Source organism: Pseudomonas sp. GW822-FHT03F08, from assembly GCF_058801265.1.
Genome location: NZ_JBXANC010000006.1, coordinates 364,180 through 381,789, shown reverse-complemented (window position 1 = coordinate 381,789; position 17,610 = coordinate 364,180). Strand labels below are relative to the sequence as shown.

General features: G+C 59.1%; 19 protein-coding genes. 6 read left to right on the top strand and 13 right to left on the bottom strand.

Going from position 1 to position 17,610, the window contains the following annotated elements; all coding sequences use genetic code 11:
* Positions 1-43: 43 nt before the first annotated feature.
* Both AC1RME_RS17605 and grxD read left to right on the top strand, forming a co-directional pair.
* The gene (locus AC1RME_RS17605) at positions 44-2,149 is read left to right on the top strand and encodes a molybdopterin oxidoreductase family protein (RefSeq protein ID WP_493091576.1); all 2,106 of its coding nucleotides are present in this window, start codon (positions 44-46) and stop codon (positions 2,147-2,149) included.
* 97 nt (positions 2,150-2,246) lie between these two features.
* Positions 2,247-2,588, top strand: coding sequence for a Grx4 family monothiol glutaredoxin (grxD, locus tag AC1RME_RS17600; RefSeq protein ID WP_003227729.1), 342 nt, complete (start codon positions 2,247-2,249; stop codon positions 2,586-2,588).
* A 106-nt stretch (positions 2,589-2,694) separates the two neighbouring features.
* On the opposite strand, the gene bfr is transcribed toward grxD, so the two are convergent.
* Together bfr and AC1RME_RS17590 are read right to left on the bottom strand one after the other, a co-directional pair.
* Positions 2,695-3,171 carry a bacterioferritin gene (gene bfr, locus AC1RME_RS17595; RefSeq protein ID WP_102620761.1) on the bottom strand — a complete coding sequence of 159 codons (477 nt, stop codon included), beginning with the start codon at positions 3,169-3,171 and terminating at the stop codon, positions 2,695-2,697.
* Positions 3,172-3,370: 199 nt separating this feature from the next.
* A complete protein-coding gene (locus AC1RME_RS17590; RefSeq protein ID WP_003227725.1) occupies positions 3,371-3,589 on the bottom strand; it encodes a bacterioferritin-associated ferredoxin in 219 nt (72 codons plus the stop codon).
* Positions 3,590-3,880: 291 nt separating this feature from the next.
* Between AC1RME_RS17590 and AC1RME_RS17585 the strand changes: the two genes are divergently transcribed.
* A complete protein-coding gene (locus AC1RME_RS17585) occupies positions 3,881-4,483 on the top strand; it encodes a peroxiredoxin (RefSeq protein ID WP_003227723.1) in 603 nt (200 codons plus the stop codon).
* A 74-nt stretch (positions 4,484-4,557) separates the two neighbouring features.
* Here the strand turns inward: AC1RME_RS17585 and rnt are convergent, their stop codons facing one another.
* On the bottom strand, positions 4,558-5,232 hold the full coding sequence (gene rnt / locus AC1RME_RS17580) for a ribonuclease T (protein ID WP_085709496.1): 675 nt from the start codon (positions 5,230-5,232) through the stop codon (positions 4,558-4,560).
* Positions 5,229-6,275, bottom strand: a complete 1,047-nt coding sequence (gene pyrC / locus AC1RME_RS17575; RefSeq protein WP_095190451.1) for a dihydroorotase — start codon at positions 6,273-6,275, stop codon at positions 5,229-5,231. Before pyrC ends, rnt begins: the two co-directional genes overlap by 4 nt.
* Before the next feature lie 159 nt (positions 6,276-6,434).
* Here pyrC and AC1RME_RS17570 point away from each other — a divergent pair, with 159 nt between their 5' ends.
* Both AC1RME_RS17570 and AC1RME_RS17565 read left to right on the top strand, forming a co-directional pair.
* A complete protein-coding gene (locus AC1RME_RS17570; protein ID WP_096818459.1) occupies positions 6,435-7,343 on the top strand; it encodes a flagellar protein MotY in 909 nt (302 codons plus the stop codon).
* A 129-nt stretch (positions 7,344-7,472) separates the two neighbouring features.
* Positions 7,473-8,690, top strand: coding sequence for an argininosuccinate synthase (locus AC1RME_RS17565; RefSeq protein WP_096818458.1), 1,218 nt, complete (start codon positions 7,473-7,475; stop codon positions 8,688-8,690).
* Positions 8,691-8,851: 161 nt separating this feature from the next.
* Here the strand turns inward: AC1RME_RS17565 and AC1RME_RS17560 are convergent, their stop codons facing one another.
* A complete protein-coding gene (locus tag AC1RME_RS17560) occupies positions 8,852-9,436 on the bottom strand; it encodes a hypothetical protein (protein WP_493091575.1) in 585 nt (194 codons plus the stop codon).
* 395 nt (positions 9,437-9,831) lie between these two features.
* On the opposite strand from AC1RME_RS17560, the gene AC1RME_RS17555 reads away from it, so the two are divergent.
* Positions 9,832-10,458, top strand: a complete 627-nt coding sequence (locus AC1RME_RS17555; protein ID WP_085730184.1) for a response regulator transcription factor — start codon at positions 9,832-9,834, stop codon at positions 10,456-10,458.
* A gap of 88 nt (positions 10,459-10,546) precedes the next feature.
* Here AC1RME_RS17555 and AC1RME_RS17550 read toward each other — a convergent pair whose 3' ends face one another.
* From AC1RME_RS17550 to metG, 8 genes are all read right to left on the bottom strand, one after another.
* Positions 10,547-10,720 carry a PA3496 family putative envelope integrity protein gene (locus AC1RME_RS17550; RefSeq protein WP_096818454.1) on the bottom strand — a complete coding sequence of 58 codons (174 nt, stop codon included), beginning with the start codon at positions 10,718-10,720 and terminating at the stop codon, positions 10,547-10,549.
* A gap of 107 nt (positions 10,721-10,827) precedes the next feature.
* Positions 10,828-11,466, bottom strand: a complete 639-nt coding sequence (gene nth / locus AC1RME_RS17545; RefSeq protein ID WP_096818452.1) for an endonuclease III — start codon at positions 11,464-11,466, stop codon at positions 10,828-10,830.
* On the bottom strand, positions 11,463-12,044 hold the full coding sequence (locus AC1RME_RS17540; RefSeq protein ID WP_493091574.1) for an Rnf-Nqr domain containing protein: 582 nt from the start codon (positions 12,042-12,044) through the stop codon (positions 11,463-11,465). The genes nth and AC1RME_RS17540 overlap by 4 nt, the downstream gene beginning before the upstream one ends.
* Positions 12,041-12,646 carry an RnfABCDGE type electron transport complex subunit G gene (locus tag AC1RME_RS17535; protein WP_493091573.1) on the bottom strand — a complete coding sequence of 202 codons (606 nt, stop codon included), beginning with the start codon at positions 12,644-12,646 and terminating at the stop codon, positions 12,041-12,043. The genes AC1RME_RS17540 and AC1RME_RS17535 overlap by 4 nt, the downstream gene beginning before the upstream one ends.
* The gene (locus AC1RME_RS17530) at positions 12,643-13,626 is read right to left on the bottom strand and encodes an RnfABCDGE type electron transport complex subunit D (protein ID WP_096818445.1); all 984 of its coding nucleotides are present in this window, start codon (positions 13,624-13,626) and stop codon (positions 12,643-12,645) included. The genes AC1RME_RS17535 and AC1RME_RS17530 overlap by 4 nt, the downstream gene beginning before the upstream one ends.
* Positions 13,613-14,827: an electron transport complex subunit RsxB gene (rsxB, locus tag AC1RME_RS17525; protein ID WP_096818443.1), complete on the bottom strand. Its 1,215-nt coding sequence runs from the start codon at positions 14,825-14,827 to the stop codon at positions 13,613-13,615. Before rsxB ends, AC1RME_RS17530 begins: the two co-directional genes overlap by 14 nt.
* Positions 14,824-15,393 (bottom strand): electron transport complex protein RnfA, encoded by a 570-nt coding sequence (locus AC1RME_RS17520; RefSeq protein ID WP_096818441.1) that lies wholly within the window; start codon positions 15,391-15,393, stop codon positions 14,824-14,826. The genes rsxB and AC1RME_RS17520 overlap by 4 nt, the downstream gene beginning before the upstream one ends.
* Before the next feature lie 131 nt (positions 15,394-15,524).
* Positions 15,525-17,576, bottom strand: a complete 2,052-nt coding sequence (metG, locus tag AC1RME_RS17515; RefSeq protein ID WP_096818439.1) for a methionine--tRNA ligase — start codon at positions 17,574-17,576, stop codon at positions 15,525-15,527.
* Positions 17,577-17,610 lie beyond the last annotated feature (34 nt).

Below are 17,610 nucleotides of genomic sequence, written 5' to 3'. Positions count from 1 at the left end.
CCGCAGGCGTTATTACCTGCCCAGAACAAGACAGAGACTGGCCATGACCAAGACTCTCCACCACCGTGCCTGCCACCTGTGCGAAGCCATCTGCGGCTTGAGCATTGAAACCACTGAAACCGACGGCCAAGTGCAGATCACCTCGATCAAGGGTGACGCACTGGATACCTTCAGTCGCGGGCATATCTGCCCCAAGGCTGTGGCGCTGCAAGATATCCAGAACGATCCGGATCGCCTGCGCCAACCCATGCGCCGGGTCGGCAGTGAATGGTTGCCGATCGGGTGGGAAGAGGCTTTTGAGCTGGTGGCTGAAAAACTGTCGGCGATTCAGGCGCGTCATGGGCAGAACTCGGTTGCCGTGTATCAGGGCAATCCGAGTGTGCACAACTATGGGCTGATGACCCACAGCAATTACTTTCTGGGCCTGCTGAAAACCCGCAATCGCTACTCGGCGACCTCGGTCGACCAGTTGCCCCATCACCTGACCAGTTACTTGATGTACGGCCACGGTTTGCTGCTACCGATCCCGGATATCGATCACACAGACTTCATGCTGATCCTGGGCGGCAACCCGCTGGCCTCCAACGGCAGCATCATGACCGTGCCGGACGTGGAAAAGCGTCTGAAGGCGATTCAGGCCCGGGGCGGCAAAGTGGTGGTGGTCGATCCGCGGCGCAGCGAGACAGCGGCGATGGCCGACCAGCACCTGTTCGTGCGTCCCGGTGGCGATGCGGCGTTGCTGTTTGGTGTGCTCAACACCCTGTTCAGCGAGGGCCTGACAACGGACAGCCATCTGCCGGTGGACGGTCTGGACGACGTGCGCGCAGCGGTGGCGGCGTTCACGGCCGAGGCCATGAGCCCGCTGTGCGCCGTTCCTGCCGAACAGATCCGCCAACTGGCCCGGGACTTCGCCGCGGCGCCAAGCGCCGTCTGCTACGGCCGGATGGGGGTTTCCACCCAGGCTTTCGGCACGCTGTGCCATTGGGTCGTGCAACTGATCAATCTGGTGACCGGCAACCTCGACCGCGTGGGCGGTGCACTGTGCACCGAGCCGGCGGTGAATCTGGTGGCGTCCACTTCGGGCGGGCACTTCAACAAATGGCAGAGCCGTGTCTCGGGCCGTCCCGAGTACGGCGGCGAGCTGCCTGTCTCGGCGCTGGCCGAAGAAATGCTCACCGAAGGCGAGGGCCAGATTCGTGCGTTGATCACCGTGGCCGGCAATCCGGTGCTGTCGACGCCCAACGGCCGGCAACTGGAGCAGGCGCTGGACGGGTTGGAGTTCATGGTCAGTGTCGACCTCTATATCAACGAAACCACCCGTTATGCCGACCTGATCCTGCCGTCCACCTCAGCGCTGGAAAACGATCACTACGACACCACGTTCAACCTGTTCGCGGTGCGCAACGTTACCCGTTTCAACCGGGCGATCCTCGCCAAGCCCGAGGGCGCGCTGCATGACTGGGAGATCTTCGTCGGCCTGGCCAAGGCCTTTGCAGCGAAGACCGACAAGGAACTGAAGCCGACGATGCCGCCGGCGAAGATGATCGACATGGGTCTGCGCATGGGCCTGTATGGCGATGCATCCGAACACAAGTTGTCGCTGGCGACGCTGTTCGATCATCCGCACGGCGTGGATCTGGGGGCGCTGAAACCCAACCTGACACCGCGATTGAAGACCACCAATCAACGAGTCCAGGCGGCACCGCCGGAAATTCTTGCCGACCTTGCGCGCTTTTCCGCATTGCAGGCGCCGGCTGCCGATGAGCTGTTGATGATCGGCCGTCGCCATGTGCGCAGCAACAACTCGTGGATGCACAACTATCATCGACTGGTGAAGGGCAAGCCGCGCCATCAGTTGCTGATGAACCCGGAGGATCTCGCCAGTCGCGGGCTCAGCGATGGCCAGCTTGTGCGCGTAAGCTCACGGGTCGGACAGATCGAGGTTGAAGTGCTGGGCAGTGCGGACATGATGCCGGGCGTGGTCAGCCTGCCACACGGTTGGGGCCATGCGCGCCCGGGCGTGCAGATGGCGATTGCCAGCGGCCAGCCGGGCTCCAGCGCCAACGACCTGACCGATGAATGTCAGCTCGACGAGCTCTCGGGCAACGCGGCGCTCAATGGCGTGCCGGTGACCGTGGCAGCGGCTTGAGCAAGTCTGTCGGGGAGACCGAGCAGGGCGCTCGGGATTCCGTTACAATGCGCCACCGTGCCGACCCATGAGTCGGAAAGTTCAGCCGAGGTGCTCCATGGATATCATCGAAACGATTAAAGAGCAGATTGCCAACAACACCATTCTGCTTTACATGAAAGGCTCGCCGAATGCCCCGCAGTGTGGCTTCTCCGCGAAAGCTGCGCAGGCTGTGATGGGCTGTGGCGAGAAGTTCGCCTACGTCGACATCCTGCAGAACCCGGAAATCCGTGCCAACCTGCCGAAGTACGCCAACTGGCCGACTTTCCCGCAGCTGTGGGTCGGCGGTGAACTGGTCGGCGGCAGCGACATCATGGCTGAAATGTTCGCCAACGGTGAGCTGCAGACTCTGGTCAAGGAAGCATCCGCCAAGGCTGCTGCGGCCAAGTCCGAAGCCTGATTGGTTTCTGCCCGGATTTCGGCGAGTCTGAAGTCCGGGCAATAAAAAGCCCCGCCTCTCGAAAGAGGGCGGGGCTTTTTAGTGTCTCGAGTTTAGCGCTCGCTAATTACTCGTCTTCGCCCATCTGCGATTGCAGATAGTTCTCAAGACCGACTTTATCGATCAGGCCCAGTTGGGTTTCCAGCCAGTCGATGTGTTCTTCTTCGGATTCGAGAATGTCTTCGAGCAATTCGCGGCTGCCGAAGTCACCAACCGATTCGCAATGAGCGATGGCGGCCTTCAGATCGGCATGGCCGGTGCGTTCGATACGCAGGTCGCACTCCAGCATTTCCTTGGTGTGCTCGCCGATGTGCAGCTTGCCCAGGTCCTGCACGTTCGGCAGGCCTTCGAGGAACAGGATGCGCTTGATCAGCTTGTCCGCGTGCTTCATCTCGTCGATGGATTCTTTGTACTCGTGCTTGCCGAGCTTGTTCAGGCCCCAATCTTCATACATGCGCGCATGCAGGAAGTACTGATTGATCGCGACCAGCTCATTGGCAAGGATCTTGTTGAGATGCTGGATGACTGTTACGTCGCCTTTCATGATGGGAGTCCTGCCCTAAGTAGCGGTATATAAGGCGGAGTTTGAGCTTGGTACTTATAAGTGTCAAACCTAAGTTATTGAATAATATATGAAAATTAATCGGAATAAGAATGTTTGTGTTCCGCGTCTAGTCGCTAAGCAATTGATTTTCAGGCATAAAAAAACCGGACATAAGTCCGGTTCTTTGAAATGGGTGCAGTTACGCGGCAGTAAATTCTACAGGGTAGGGGATCGCGGCCTGGGCGGTTTGCAGCTTGGTCAGGGTTTCGCGTACCACTTCCTTCGCAAGGCAGGCACATTTGCCGCATTGGCTGGCTACGCCGGTGGCCTGACGGACTTCTTTATAGCTGCAGCAACCTTCATAGATCGCTTCGCGGATCTGTCCGTCGGTGACGCCAGTGCAGAGGCAAACATACATAAGTGAGAACCGTCGCTGGTTGTGGCTCAATTGCGATGGATCTTAATGTTAACGAGAATGATTGTCAAAGTGCTTTCCCAACGGTTTTCATCGCCAACGGCTGTGACTGACGAACGGTGGTGCATGGCTGAATGCCAGCCGGGATTTCGCGAAAAACCGTTAAGGACAGTCGAAAAACGCAGTGTATGATGGTCGGCCCTTGCGAAGGGGGTTCGTGTCACAGGGCTGTCGCCTGAGGGTGACAGGCTGACGCGAACCCTGAACTTCAAGTTTCTACACCAGGAGATATCAATGAGCGTACTCGTAGGCAAACAAGCCCCTGACTTCACCGTCCCGGCCGTACTCGGCAATGGCGAGATCGTTGACAGCTTCACCCTGTCCTCGGCCATCAAAGGCAAATACGGCCTGGTGTTCTTCTACCCGCTGGACTTCACCTTCGTCTGCCCGTCCGAGCTGATCGCTCTGGACAACCGCATGGCCGACTTCAAGGCACGCAACGTAGAAGTGATCGCTGTGTCGATCGACTCGCACTTCACCCACAACGCCTGGCGCAACACCCCGGTCAACAATGGTGGCATCGGCCAGGTGAAATACACCATGGCTGCCGACATGAAGCACGACATCGCCAAGGCCTACGACGTTGAGTCCGAAGGCGGCGTGGCTTTCCGTGGCGCGTTCCTGATCGACGACAAAGGCGTTGTCCGCTCGCAGATCATCAACGACCTGCCGCTGGGCCGTAACATGGAAGAGCTGATCCGTCTGGTCGACGCTCTGCAATTCCACGAAGAGCACGGCGAAGTCTGCCCTGCCAACTGGAAAAAAGGCGACAAAGGCATGAACGCTTCGCCAGAAGGCGTTGCGGCTTACCTGACCGAGAACGCTGCTGCCCTGTAAGGCGCAACGTCGAGGTACAAAAAAACCGGCTCTTGAGCCGGTTTTTTCATGCGCGGGATTTAATCCGACGACCCTCAGTCGTCGAAGTCTTCCCAGCCGCCCATCTGTTTCCAGCGGTTGACGATGCCGCAGAACAGCTCGGCCGTCTTTTCCGTGTCGTAACGCGCGGAGTGCGCTTCACGGCCATCGAAATCGATGTCGGCTGCCTGACAGGCCTTGGCCAGTACGGTCTGACCGTACGCCAGACCCGCGAGGGTTGCGGTGTCGAAACTGGAGAACGGGTGGAACGGGTTGCGCTTCATGTCCAGCCGCGCAACGGCAGCGTTGAGGAAGCCCAGGTCGAAGCTGCTGTTGTGGCCGACCAGGATCGCCCGTTTGCAACCGTTGGCCTTCAAGGCCTTGCGCACGCCACGGAAGATATCGGTCAGGGCCGTCTCTTCGCTGACCGCCATGCGCAACGGGTGATCGAGCTTGATCCCGGTGAACTCCAGAGCGGCCGCTTCGATGTTGGCGCCTTCGAACGGCTCGACACGGAAGAAGTAGGTGTGATCCGGGTAGACGAAACCCTTTTCATCCATGGCGATGGTGGTCGCGGCAATCTCCAGCAAGGCGTCGGTGGCCGAGTTGAAGCCACCGGTCTCTACGTCGACGACAACCGGCAGGTAGCCGCGAAAGCGTGCTGCCATTGGATGGCGCGAACCGCCGCCACCTTGACCGTCCAGTTCGTCGTCGAAATGGTCTTCACTCACGCGTGTTCCTCCAGCAGGCGCCAGCGCAGTTTTTCACCGGCGCGCAGCGGGATAACGGTCAGCTCGCCGAAGGGCAGGCTGGTCGGGGCGGTCCATTCTTCACGGACCAGGGTAATGCGATCGGTGTTCGCCGGCAGGCCGTAGAAACGCGGGCCGTTGAGGCTGGCGAAGGCTTCGAGCTTGTCCAGCGCATTGCGCTGTTCAAAGGCTTCGGCATACAACTCGATGGCGGCGTACGCGGTGTAGCAGCCGGCGCAGCCGCAGGCGGCTTCCTTGGCGTGCTGGGCGTGCGGCGCCGAGTCGGTGCCGAGGAAGAACTTCGCGCTGCCGCTGGTGGCGGCGTCGAGCAGGGCTTCCTGGTGGGTGTTGCGCTTGAGGATCGGCAGGCAATAGAAGTGCGGCCGGATTCCGCCTACCAGCATGTGGTTGCGGTTGTAGAGCAGGTGATGCGCGGTGATCGTCGCGCCAACGTTGGCCGAAGCCTCGTTGACGAACTGCACGGCGTCGCCGGTGGTGATGTGTTCGAACACGACCTTGAGCGTCGGGAAACGCTCGACCACACGACGCATGTGCTCGTCGATGAAGATTTTCTCGCGGTCGAACACGTCGACGTCGCCACGGGTGACTTCACCGTGGATCAACAGCGGCATGCCGACTTCGGCCATGGCTTCCAGCGCCGGGAAGATCTTGTCGATGCTGGTGACCCCGGAATCGGAGTTGGTGGTGGCGCCGGCCGGGTACAACTTGGCCGCGTGGACAAAACCGCTGGCCTTGGCTTCACGAATTTCTTCGGGCTGGGTACGGTCGGTGAGGTACAGCACCATCAACGGCTCGAAACGACTGCCGGCCGGGCGGGCAGCGAGAATCCGCTGGCGATAGCCGTCGGCTTCAGCGGCGTTGCGCACCGGAGGTACCAGGTTAGGCATGATGATGGCGCGACCAAAGGTGCGCGCAACATCTGCAACGGTATTGGTCAACACGGCACCATCGCGAAGATGAATGTGCCAGTCGTCGGGACGCAGCAGGGTCAGGCGGTCGGACATGAGGGGATTCCAGGCGGGTCAAACTGAGGCGAATGCTACCGGAAAAGACTCTTGCAGGCACTCGCTATCAAGTTTTGCGACGAGCGTCCGATATCCCATAGGTATGCCGTAAACATGTATGTATCGGTCTTTTTGTTGTAGAAGCCAATGGAGCCTCCCGTGCGCCAGCGTTATTTAGCCTTGCTCAGTGTGTTTGCCAGCCTTCCGGCGATGGCGCTGACCTACCAGACCCGTCTGGAGAACATTGAGTGGACGGTCGAGGGCGACAAGTTCGAATGCCGCCTGACGCAGCCGATCACCGATTTCGGCTCGGGCCAGTTCGTGCGCAAGGCCGGCGAGCAGGCGACTTTCCGCCTGAACGCCTACAACGCCATGCTCGGCGGCGGTTCGGCGACCTTGATGGCGGCAGCGGCGCCCTGGCAGCCGGGCCGTGGCGATATCAATCTGGGCACGGTCAGGATCGGCAGTGGCAATATCCTGTTCAACAGTTCTCAGGCGCAGGCCGGACAACTGATCAGCGGCCTGATGGACGGACGCAGCCCCGTGGTGCGCCATGCATCGGGCGATGGCCGTGTGTCGGAAGTGCGTCTGTTGCCGGTCAAGTTCAGCAAGGCGTTCAACGACTATCAGGCCTGCGTGGCGAAACTGCTCCCGCAGAATTTCGAGCAGGTCAAACAATCGCAGATCGGTTTCCCTGGCGAAGGCATCGAACTGGACGCCGCCGCCAAGGCCAAGCTGCAAGTCATGCTCGAATATATGAAGGCCGATCCGACGGTCAACCACATCGAGCTCGACGGCCACTCCGACAACAGCGGCAATCGCCTGACCAACCGCGAGCTGTCGCGCCGGCGCGCCCTGGCGGTGGTCGATTTCTTCAAGGCCAACGGCATCCAGGAATCACAGATCACCGTGCGCTTCCATGGTGAGCGTTACCCGTTGGTGCCAAACACCAATGCAGCCAACCGGGCCAAGAACCGTCGGGTCAACGTGCACCTTGCGCGGGTGGCACCGACCACCGCTCCTGCGCCTCAGGCCAGCACACCGGCCAACGCTGCGGCGACTTCCTGACCTGCCGGTCATCGTCGCCCTCTCGACAGATTCTGTCGCTTTGTCGTCTTAAGCTGTCGCGCCTCTGTAAATTATCGCGTTTGAGCGGTAGACTCCTCGGCTTTCCGTAGAACCCCGTGGAGTGATGGCATGGCGGACGTAAACAAGGTCGTTCTGGCGTATTCCGGCGGCCTGGACACTTCGGTGATCCTCAAGTGGCTGCAGGATACTTATAACTGTGAAGTCGTGACCTTCACCGCTGACCTGGGTCAGGGCGAAGAGGTCGAACCGGCTCGCGCCAAGGCTCAGGCCATGGGCGTCAAAGAAATCTACATCGACGACCTGCGCGAAGAATTCGTGCGTGACTTCGTGTTCCCGATGTTCCGTGCCAACACCGTTTACGAAGGCGAGTACCTGCTGGGTACTTCCATCGCGCGTCCGCTGATCGCCAAGCGTCTGATCGAAATCGCCAACGAAACCGGCGCCGACGCCATTTCCCACGGCGCAACCGGCAAGGGCAACGACCAGGTCCGTTTCGAACTGGGTGCCTACGCGCTCAAGCCAGGCGTAAAAGTGATTGCCCCTTGGCGCGAGTGGGACCTGCTGTCCCGCGAGAAGTTGATGGACTACGCCGAGAAGCACGCGATCCCGATCGAGCGCCACGGCAAGAAGAAATCCCCGTACTCGATGGATGCCAACCTGCTGCACATCTCCTATGAGGGCGGCGTGCTGGAAGACACCTGGACCGAGCACGAAGAAGACATGTGGCGCTGGACCGTCTCCCCGGAGAACGCACCTGACAAGCCGCAATACCTGGAACTGACCTACCGCAACGGCGACATCGTCGCTCTGGACGGCGTCGAAATGACTCCGGCCACCGTACTGGCGACCCTGAACAAGATCGGTGGCCAACACGGCATCGGCCGTCTCGACATCGTCGAGAACCGTTATGTCGGCATGAAGTCCCGTGGCTGCTACGAAACCCCGGGCGGCACCATCATGCTGCGCGCTCACCGCGCCATCGAGTCGATCACCCTGGACCGCGAAGTCGCTCACTTGAAAGACGAGCTGATGCCGAAGTACGCCAGCCTGATCTACACCGGTTACTGGTGGAGCCCGGAGCGTCTGATGCTGCAACAGATGATCGACGCCTCCCAGGTCAACGTGAATGGCGTCGTGCGCCTGAAGCTGTACAAGGGCAACGTGATCGTGACCGGCCGCAAGTCCGACGATTCGCTGTTCGACGCCAACATCGCGACCTTCGAAGAAGACGGCGGCGCCTACAACCAGGCCGACGCGGCGGGCTTCATCAAGCTCAACGCGCTGCGTATGCGCATTGCTGCCAACAAAGGCCGCAAGCTGTTCTGAGTCCTTCGGACCAGACGTGAAATAGCGGTCTTGTCGCTCTGACAAGACCGCTATGCTGCAAAACCCTTCTGTTTACCTGATCGTAGTGGATCAGCGTTCCCGAACTCATCTGTTGTACTGTGCGCATCGTATTGATGTACTTCGTGTCTCTGCGCCTCAATTTAAACTCTTCCCAATACACTGATGTTCAGCGAGTGAACGTCGTAAATAATACAGTACGTCGTTCCCATGGCTTTCCTTCCTCGCTTGAGCGATTTGGCGATGTTTTCTTTCGGTAAAATCTCTGACATATCATCCGTTAAAACGAGGAATATTCTGAGCGAGTGCTTGGCGGGTTGTGGGACTTTTTCCAGAAGTGTGTTTATTTTTGATTCGGTGTTCATGCCTCGAATGTCAATGATGCACAGCGTACTCAGCGGTTTTGGTAGTTTTACAGTCTGAATTTCGGTAGTTGATGGGTCAGTCGATTCGCCGGGGAAATCAGCGTTGTTATCTTCAAAAGCTTTCAGGAAGTTCTTGTCGTCACCAAAATCCGAAGGTGCATAAAGGGATCGGTAGTTGAAGTTCAAGGTGATGAAAAACAGGAACAGTAAATAGAATGGAAAGCTGATCAGAAACCAGATGTAGATTTCCCGTTCGTCATTGTCAAGGAAGGGCAGGGACACTGCTGCGGACGTTTCGGAGATGAACGCGAATATGGCAATGACACTGATGGGGTTGGTGATTTTCTTGTTGATCTTTAACATATTCTTTACTCATGAGTATGGTCTTTCTCTTTATGTTGGGTCGTTTAAGTTTCTGTAAGGGGGTGGAGATATTTTTGTCCCCGATGTCTGGTATTTATATTAAAAGTGGCCGGTTGGATATAAGTATGTTGTTTCGGTTTTTTGTCGTATCGAGTTTCTCTTGTCAGGGTTCGTTACTCGATAAGCGAGTGTCGCAGGTCAAATAATTTTCAAGTGGTCACTTGGTCTGGATGACTTGTCGCTATATTTATGAGTCTTTTCTGTAGGAGAAATCTTTATTGCCTGTAGGAAGTGTCTCTCGCTGCCAATGCAAGGGAACTTCGCTATGCCATGGGTGAAATGACTACGTTATTGTGCCGGTTCTAAAAATTCGAACAGCGAAACTGGACTTGCCCATGAATAAAGTGCTGATCGTGGATGATCACCCCGTCATTCGTCTTGCGGTGCGTATGCTGATGGAACGTCATGGCTACGAAGTCATTGCAGAAACGGATAACGGAGTGGATGCATTACAACTGGCTCGCGACCAGATGCCTGATATTGTCATTCTGGATATCGGTATACCGAAACTTGATGGACTGGAAGTCATTGCGCGTCTTACAACCAGTGCGATGCCTCTGAAGGTGCTGGTGTTGACGTCCCAGGCCCCGGGCCATTTTTCCATGCGCTGCATGCAGTCGGGAGCGGCGGGATATGTTTGCAAACAACAGGATCTGACCGAACTGCTCAGCGCTATCAAGGCTGTGCTGTCCGGGTACAGCTATTTTCCGAATCAGGCGTTGCACACCGTACGCACCAGCCTGGGCAATGCCAGTGAAGCCGACATGGTCGATCGTTTGTCCGGGCGCGAGATGATGGTGTTGCAGCAGTTGGCACGCGGCAAGACCAACAAGGAAATCGCCGATGGCATGTTTCTCAGCAACAAGACCGTCAGCACCTACAAGACGCGGTTGCTGCTGAAGCTCAATGCGCGTTCACTGGTGGATCTGATCGAACTGGCCCAGCGCAATGGCCTGGTCTGACCGCTTCAGTCGCTGACGGATCCTGGGCAGGTCGGCATCAGCTTGCAGCAGAAACGAAAAAGCCTCCGTTGCGGGAGGCTTTCAAATGTCAGAGATCAAAGTCGTAATCGGCCAATTGCTTCTGCAGTCGGCGTTCCTCAAGCATGTTATCGATGGTGCGGCGTTTGCTCAGGTTGGTCTTGGCGACCTCAACCACCGGTTCGTCGTCCGACTCCGCGACGAAATCGTCTTCTACGTCCACTTGCTCTTTGCTGGTGCTCATAAGGTTAACTCCAGGCTAAGGCTGCCTTTGGCGCTCCTTATATCGATATTCCAGCAGATCGTAAAAAAGATTTTTTCAATCGCAATATCAATAAACTTAATAGACGCTCAATCGTCCGAAGTTTTGTCCTTGTATTCGCACAAGTCTTCGATCCGACAGCTGCCGCACCGCGGCTTGCGGGCCAGGCACACGTAGCGCCCGTGAAGAATGAGCCAGTGATGCGAATCGAGCAGGTATTGCTTGGGTACAAACTTCATCAGTTTGTTCTCCACCTCGACCACGTTTTTGCCCGGTGCAATGCCGGTGCGGTTACTGACCCGGAAAATGTGGGTGTCCACCGCCATCGTCAATTGACGGAACGCGGTGTTGAGCACGACGTTGGCAGTCTTACGGCCGACGCCGGGCAGGGCTTCCAGCGCTTCGCGCGTCTGTGGGACTTCGCCATTGTGCAACTCGACCAGCATGCGACAGGTCTCGATCACGTTTTTGGCCTTGCTGTTATAGAGGCCGATGGTCTTGATGTACTCGGACAAACCTTCGACGCCCAAGGCATGAATGGCGGCCGGCGTGTTGGCCACCGGGTAAAGCTTCGCCGTCGCCTTGTTCACCCCGACGTCAGTCGATTGTGCGGACAGAATCACCGCGATCAACAACTCGAAAGGCGAAGAGTAGGCGAGTTCGGTCTTGGGTTCGGGATTATCCTCGTGAAGCCTGCGGAAGATCTCCAGACGTTTTGCGGCATTCATGGGTGATGCGTTTCCTCGGGTAGGGCGGCAGGGCGAGAACAGGCCTGACGGGCGGCGAGCACCAGCCCCAGCAGTATGAAGGCGCCGGGAGCCAGCGTCGCGAAATGCAGGCCGTCGCCGAACAGAATAAAACCTTGCCAGTGATCCGACAGGTGATGGCCGATGCTGCCCTGACCGAGCAGCTCGCGCAACACCGCCAGCACGGTCATCAGGGCGGTAAACACGCCACAGATTTTAAGACGCCATCGGGCTGGCAGTCGAAAGAATCCATTGTGTTCGAATATGACGCACTGCAGACCGATCAGGCCGGCGTACAGGCTGATCATCTGATGCCACTGCACAGCGGCGCGTTGCAGCAGAATATCGGCGCACCCGGCCAGGGTCGCGGCGATTACCAGACTGACCGGCAACAAGGTTTCACTGCTCAGGCGCGACCGCAGTGGTGCCATGCACAAGCCGTACATGCTCACCACAACGGCGAACATCATCAGGATCGCCAACGCGCCGGCCACTGAGTCAGTGGCGCCGATCAACAGCACCAGCATCATTGAGTTCGACAGGGTCGCTGATGCGTTCATGGCGCGCTCCCCTGCAGGGTCGTCCGGTGGTCGTCGAAGTAACGCAGGGCATCGTGGATGGCGTTGATGGCCGCGCGAGATGTGATGGTTGCGCCAGCGATCTGGTCGAATTGCCCCTGATCCTTTTTCAAGGCCCATCCGGCATCTGTCGGCTGGCTGCTGGATTTGCCGATAAACGCCTGCAACCAGCTATTTGGCCAGTCACCGAGATGCCCGCCCAGCGCCGGCGTTTCAGTTTGCTCAAGGGGTTTCACGCCGAGCAATCGGCCATTGGCATCGATGGCAATCAGCAGCTCGATGCGACCCGCATAACCCTCGGTCTGGCTGCGCAGCAGCACCGCCACGGGTTGGCCGGCCCTGGTCGCCCGATAACCGCCCAGCAACTCGCTGTGGCTCAGGTGGGTGTCGGTCAGCGCCAGAGGCTGTTCCAGAGGCTGATTGTCATAGGCGTCGACTGAAAGCACATCCAGCAGTTTGCGACTTTCGAGCTGGCGCTGTTCGGCGGCGATCTGCGGCGCATTGCTGCGTTGCACAACATAAGTCGCGCCGACACCAATCGTTGCCAGCAGCGCCAGGGTGATCAGGCTGCTTGTGCGGTTCATGGCATCACCTGCGACTGACGAGCGGCTGCAATGCGTTCCAGCGCCGGCACGCACAGATTCATCAGCAATACTGCGAACGCCACGCCATCCGGATAGCCGCCCCAGGTGCGAATCAGATAGGTCAGCAGGCCGACGCCCGCGCCGAACAACAAGCGGGCGAGCGGACTCTTTGCCCCCGACACCGGTTCAGTGACGATGAAGAACGCACCCAGCATGGTCGCGCCACTCAGCAGATGAAACAGCGGCGAGCCATGAGCGTCGGACCCCGAACCGTTCCAGCACAGCAGGCTGATGACGAACAGGCTGGCAAGCATGCCGACCGGTGCGTGCCAGCCGATCACCCGGCGCTGTAACAGGAACAATCCACCGGCAAGAAATGCCAGGTTCACCCACTCCACGCCATGCCCGCCGAAGCGGCCGAATGCCGGGTTGCTGGCAAACAATTCATCGATGGTCAGGCTTTTGTTGATGCGCAGGCTGTCCAGCGCCGTGGCCTGGACCCAGGCGTCCGGCGCCACGCCCAGGTTGAACACCTGTTCAATGGCCGTCGTCAGATCCATGCCATGGGCCGGCCAATGGGTCATCGGCTGCGGGAACATCACCATCGCGAAAGCAAAACCGAGCATGGCCGGATTGAAGGGATTTCTGCCCACGCCACCGTACAAATGTTTGCCCAGCAGCAGGCCCGAGCCGATCGCCGTGACCGTCAGCCACCACGGGCAGTAAGGCGGCAAGGCGATTGCCAGCAGTGTGGCGCTGACTACTGCGCTGCCATCGGTGAGAGTGGCTTGCACCGGCTGCCGGCGCAGACGAGTCACGGCGGCTTCGACGCTCAAGGCTGTGACGACGGACAGGATCAGGTTGATCAACACACCCCATCCGTAAAACCAGAACAACGCCAACAACCCCGGCAATGTCGCCAGCAAAACCAGCTTCATTGCCTGTTGCAGGCGTTCGTCTCTGGTTTCAATGGATGACATGGGCTTCTACCTGCCGCTCCGCCTCTTGCAGGCGGGTGCGGGCCTTGTCGAGGATCTCGGCTGGCGTGCCGTCACGTCGTTGCAGTTTGTTCAGGTCGGCGCGAGCGTAGGCCAGTTCGGTTTTCAGCTGACGAAGCTGGTTGTCGATCGGACGTTTCTCCACGCGCACAAGGTCGGGCAGCGGTTGATCGCTCGTGGCTTCGGCGTCGTGCAACGCTTGTTCGGCGTCACGCAGCGCTTGTTCCAGCGCTGCAATCTGCTCCGGCGGAGCCTCTGCGGTCTGCGCCTTTTTCAGCTCGGCACGGCGCATCGCCAACTGGATTTTCGCTCGTTTCAGGTCGGCGTCTTTTGCTGGGGCTGTCACGACCGGCGCAGGTGCGGCGCTGCTTTCCAGTTTCGCCAGCGCTTGTTCGGCGGCTTCGAACTGCTGTTGCAATACGATCAATTGCGACTGTTGTTCGAAGGTCGGCGGATGACCGAAGGCTTTCAACGATTTGTGCAATTGAGCGCGGCTCATCGCTACATCGATCTTGGCCTTCTTCAGCGCGGCGTCGGCTGTCGCGGCTTTCTGCGCACGTACCCGTTCAAGCGCCGCTTGCACCGGATCGAGCGTGGTGGCTGCGACTTCAACCTGCGCCGCACGTTTCGCACGGGCTTCGCGTTCGGCCTGCTTCTGCTGTTCTTCTCTTTGCAGCCGGGCGTTACGCCGTTCGAAGCGTTGCCGGGCGTGATCGCGCTTGGCGGTACGCGCCTGTTGTTCTTCGAGGCTGTTGGCCAGGCCGCCCACCACTGGCAGCGTTCCGAGCGGCAGCGGGTGCATCTCGATGCAATCGACGGGGCACGGCGCCACGCACAGATCGCAACCGGTGCACTCGTCGATGATCACCGTGTGCATCAGTTTCGCCGCGCCGACGATGGCGTCGATCGGGCAGGCCTGTATGCACTTGGTGCAGCCGATGCACTCGGCTTCACGGATGAACGCCACTTGCGGCGGTGCCGCGCCACGGCTGATGTCCAGCTCCAGCACCGGGACTTTCAGCAGTTCGGCCAGCGCCGCGATGGTTTCGTCACCACCCGGCGGGCATTTGTTGATCGGCTCGCCGTCGGCGATGCCTTCAGCGTAGGGTTTGCATCCGGGATGGCCGCATTTGCCGCATTGGGTCTGCGGCAGCAAGGCATCGATGCGTTGAATCAGACTCATGTTTTGATCAGTCCACTGAATCCGAGAAAAGCCACGGCCATCAATCCGGCGCCGATCAACTGGATCGGCAGGCCACGAAAGGGCAGGGGAATATCGTTGTCGGCCGTGCGCTCACGCAAATCGCTGAACAGGCTCAACACCAGCCAGAAACCCAGGCCGGCGCCAAGGCTCAGCGCAGTTGCATGAAACAGGCCTTTATCCGTTTGCGCGTTGATCAGCGTCAGCCCCAGCACACCGGCATTGCCCAGCAGCAACGGCCACAAACCGTCGAACGGCAGGGCGGGTCGCCAGCGCGCCAGCAACTTCAGCAACGGTGTGATCAGCAGGACGCTCAGCGGCAGGAATACGAATAGACGCAGGAATTCCAGTTGCAATGGCACCAGCAGCCAATGCCAGATCGCGTAACCCGCCACACCGACAATCAACATCAGACACAACGTCGCCAGCCCCAGCGCATGCACCTGACGGCGCTCGCCAGCCAGCAGCGGATCGACGCCCAGCGGCCGGTGCAACACGAAGTTGTTGATCAGCGCAGCACTGAAGAGCGTAAGCACGAGTTCGGTCATGGTTCTGCCGGTGAGAGCGGGCGGGTGTCACTTAAGATTAGGCATTATCCGGCGGCCATGACGGGTGGGCCAGATATGAAAAATCCCACAGGCGCACGGGGTACGCCTGTGGGATCGGTCAGTGCAGAACCTTACTTGATGCGCTGACCCGGCTTGGCGCCGCTGTCCGGGCTCAGCAGGTAGATTTCTTCACCGCCAGGGCCGGCCGCCATCACCATGCCTTCGGAGATGCCGAACTTCATTTTCCGTGGCTTGAGGTTGGCGATCATCATGGTCAGGCGACCGTCGAGTTTCGACGGATCCGGATAGGCGCTCTTGATCCCCGAGAACACGTTGCGTTGTTCGTCACCGATGTCGAGGGTCAGACGCAGCAGCTTGTCCGCCCCTTCAACGTGTTCGGCCTTGACGATCAGCGCGACGCGCAGGTCGACGGCGGCGAAGGTGTCGAAGTCGATTTCCGGCGACAGCGGATCCTTGGCCAGTTCGCCATTGCCGGCAGGCGCGGCGGCGCCGGTGTCGGTCTGGCTGGCGGTCAGGTCTTCTTTCGAGGCGTCGGTCATGGCTTGCACTTTTACCGGGTCGATGCGGGTCATCAACGGTTTGAATTCGTTCAACTGGTGGTTGGCCAGCAGCGTGGTGTGGTCGTTCCAGGTCAGCGGGGCGACGTTGAGGAACGCCTCGGCATCGGCGGCCAGCACTGGCAACACCGGCTTGAGGAAGATCACCAACTGACGGAACAGGTTGATCGCCGTGGCGCAGACCGCCTGGACTTCATCCTGCTTGCCTTCCTGCTTGTTCAGCGACCACGGTGCCTTGTCGGCGATCCAGGCGTTGGCGCGGTCGGCCAAGGCCATGGTTTCGCGCATGGCACGGGCGAAGTCGCGGGCTTCATAGGCGTCGGCGATGCTCGGCGCAGCGGCCAGGAATGCTTCGGTCAGTTCCGGTGCGGCGTTGGTGTCCACCAGCAGACCGGCGTTGCCCTTCTGGATGAAACCGGCGCAACGGCTGGCGATGTTGACCACTTTGCCGACCAGGTCGGAGTTGACCTTCTGCACGAAGTCTTCGAGGTTCAGGTCGAGGTCGTCCACGCCACGGCCCAGTTTGGCCGCGTAGTAGTAACGCAGGTATTCCGGCGACAGGTGATCCAGGTAGGTCCGGGCCTTGATGAAGGTGCCGCGGGACTTGGACATCTTCTGGCCGTTGACGGTCAGGTAGCCGTGCACGTTGATCCCTGTCGGCTTGCGGAAACCCGCGCCTTCAAGCATCGCCGGCCAGAACAGGGCGTGGAAGTTGACGATGTCCTTGCCGATGAAGTGGTACAGCTCGGCGGTGGAGTCCTTGCCCCAGAACGCGTCGAAGTCCAGCTCCGGCGTGCGGTTGCACAGGTTCTTGAAGCTGGCCATGTAGCCGATCGGCGCGTCCAGCCACACGTAGAAATACTTGCCTGGTTCGCCCGGGATCTCGAAACCGAAGTACGGCGCATCGCGGGAGATGTCCCACTGTTGCAGGCCGGCGTCCAGCCATTCGGCGATCTTGTTGGCCACGGCGTCCTGCAGGGTGCCGCTGCGGGTCCAGGTCTGCAGCATCTGCTGGAAGTCCGGCAGCTTGAAGAAGAAGTGCTGGGAATCCTTGAGCACCGGAGTGGCGCCGGAGATTGCCGACTTCGGATCCTTCAGGTCGGTCGGCGCGTAGGTCGCACCGCATTTTTCGCAGTTGTCGCCGTACTGGTCCTCGGTGCCGCATTTCGGGCAGGTGCCCTTGATGAAGCGGTCGGCCAGGAACATTTTCTTTTCCGGGTCGAAATACTGGGTGATCGAACGTTGGGCGATGTGTCCGGCGTCACGCAGCTTCAGGTAGATCTGGCTCGACAGCTCACGGTTTTCTTCAGCGTGAGTGGAGTGGAAGTTGTCGAAGTCCACCAGGAACTCGGCAAAGTCGGCGCTGTGTTCAGCCTGGACGTTGGCGATCAGTTGTTCCGGGGTGATGCCTTCCTTTTCCGCGCGCAGCATGATCGCCGAACCGTGGGCGTCGTCGGCGCAGACGTAAATGCACTGATTGCCGCGATGCTTCTGGAAGCGCACCCACATATCGGTCTGGATGTATTCCAGCATATGGCCAAGGTGAATCGAACCGTTGGCGTAGGGCAGGGCGCTGGTGACGAGAATCTTGCGTGGTTCGGACATGTGGGGCTTCGCTACTTGATGAAACGGAGGTCGG

Excerpts from the sequence above, each read along its gene's own strand:
- AC1RME_RS17565 (WP_096818458.1), top strand. The coding sequence starts at position 7,473 with ATGGCGGACGTAAACAAGGTCGTTCTGGCGTATTCCGGCGGCCTGGAC.
- AC1RME_RS17540 (WP_493091574.1), bottom strand. The coding sequence starts at position 12,044 with ATGAACGCATCAGCGACCCTGTCGAACTCAATGATGCTGGTGCTGTTG.
- AC1RME_RS17535 (WP_493091573.1), bottom strand. The coding sequence starts at position 12,646 with ATGAACCGCACAAGCAGCCTGATCACCCTGGCGCTGCTGGCAACGATT.
- pyrC (WP_095190451.1), bottom strand. The coding sequence starts at position 6,275 with ATGTCCGACCGCCTGACCCTGCTGCGTCCCGACGACTGGCACATTCAT.
- bfr (WP_102620761.1), bottom strand. The coding sequence starts at position 3,171 with ATGAAAGGCGACGTAACAGTCATCCAGCATCTCAACAAGATCCTTGCC.
- AC1RME_RS17560 (WP_493091575.1), bottom strand. The coding sequence starts at position 9,436 with ATGTTAAAGATCAACAAGAAAATCACCAACCCCATCAGTGTCATTGCC.
- grxD (WP_003227729.1), top strand. The coding sequence starts at position 2,247 with ATGGATATCATCGAAACGATTAAAGAGCAGATTGCCAACAACACCATT.
- rsxB (WP_096818443.1), bottom strand. The coding sequence starts at position 14,827 with ATGAGTCTGATTCAACGCATCGATGCCTTGCTGCCGCAGACCCAATGC.
- AC1RME_RS17555 (WP_085730184.1), top strand. The coding sequence starts at position 9,832 with ATGAATAAAGTGCTGATCGTGGATGATCACCCCGTCATTCGTCTTGCG.
- AC1RME_RS17530 (WP_096818445.1), bottom strand. The coding sequence starts at position 13,626 with ATGTCATCCATTGAAACCAGAGACGAACGCCTGCAACAGGCAATGAAG.
- AC1RME_RS17585 (WP_003227723.1), top strand. The coding sequence starts at position 3,881 with ATGAGCGTACTCGTAGGCAAACAAGCCCCTGACTTCACCGTCCCGGCC.
- AC1RME_RS17520 (WP_096818441.1), bottom strand. The coding sequence starts at position 15,393 with ATGACCGAACTCGTGCTTACGCTCTTCAGTGCTGCGCTGATCAACAAC.
- AC1RME_RS17605 (WP_493091576.1), top strand. The coding sequence starts at position 44 with ATGACCAAGACTCTCCACCACCGTGCCTGCCACCTGTGCGAAGCCATC.
- nth (WP_096818452.1), bottom strand. The coding sequence starts at position 11,466 with ATGAATGCCGCAAAACGTCTGGAGATCTTCCGCAGGCTTCACGAGGAT.
- metG (WP_096818439.1), bottom strand. The coding sequence starts at position 17,576 with ATGTCCGAACCACGCAAGATTCTCGTCACCAGCGCCCTGCCCTACGCC.
- AC1RME_RS17590 (WP_003227725.1), bottom strand. The coding sequence starts at position 3,589 with ATGTATGTTTGCCTCTGCACTGGCGTCACCGACGGACAGATCCGCGAA.
- AC1RME_RS17550 (WP_096818454.1), bottom strand. The coding sequence starts at position 10,720 with ATGAGCACCAGCAAAGAGCAAGTGGACGTAGAAGACGATTTCGTCGCG.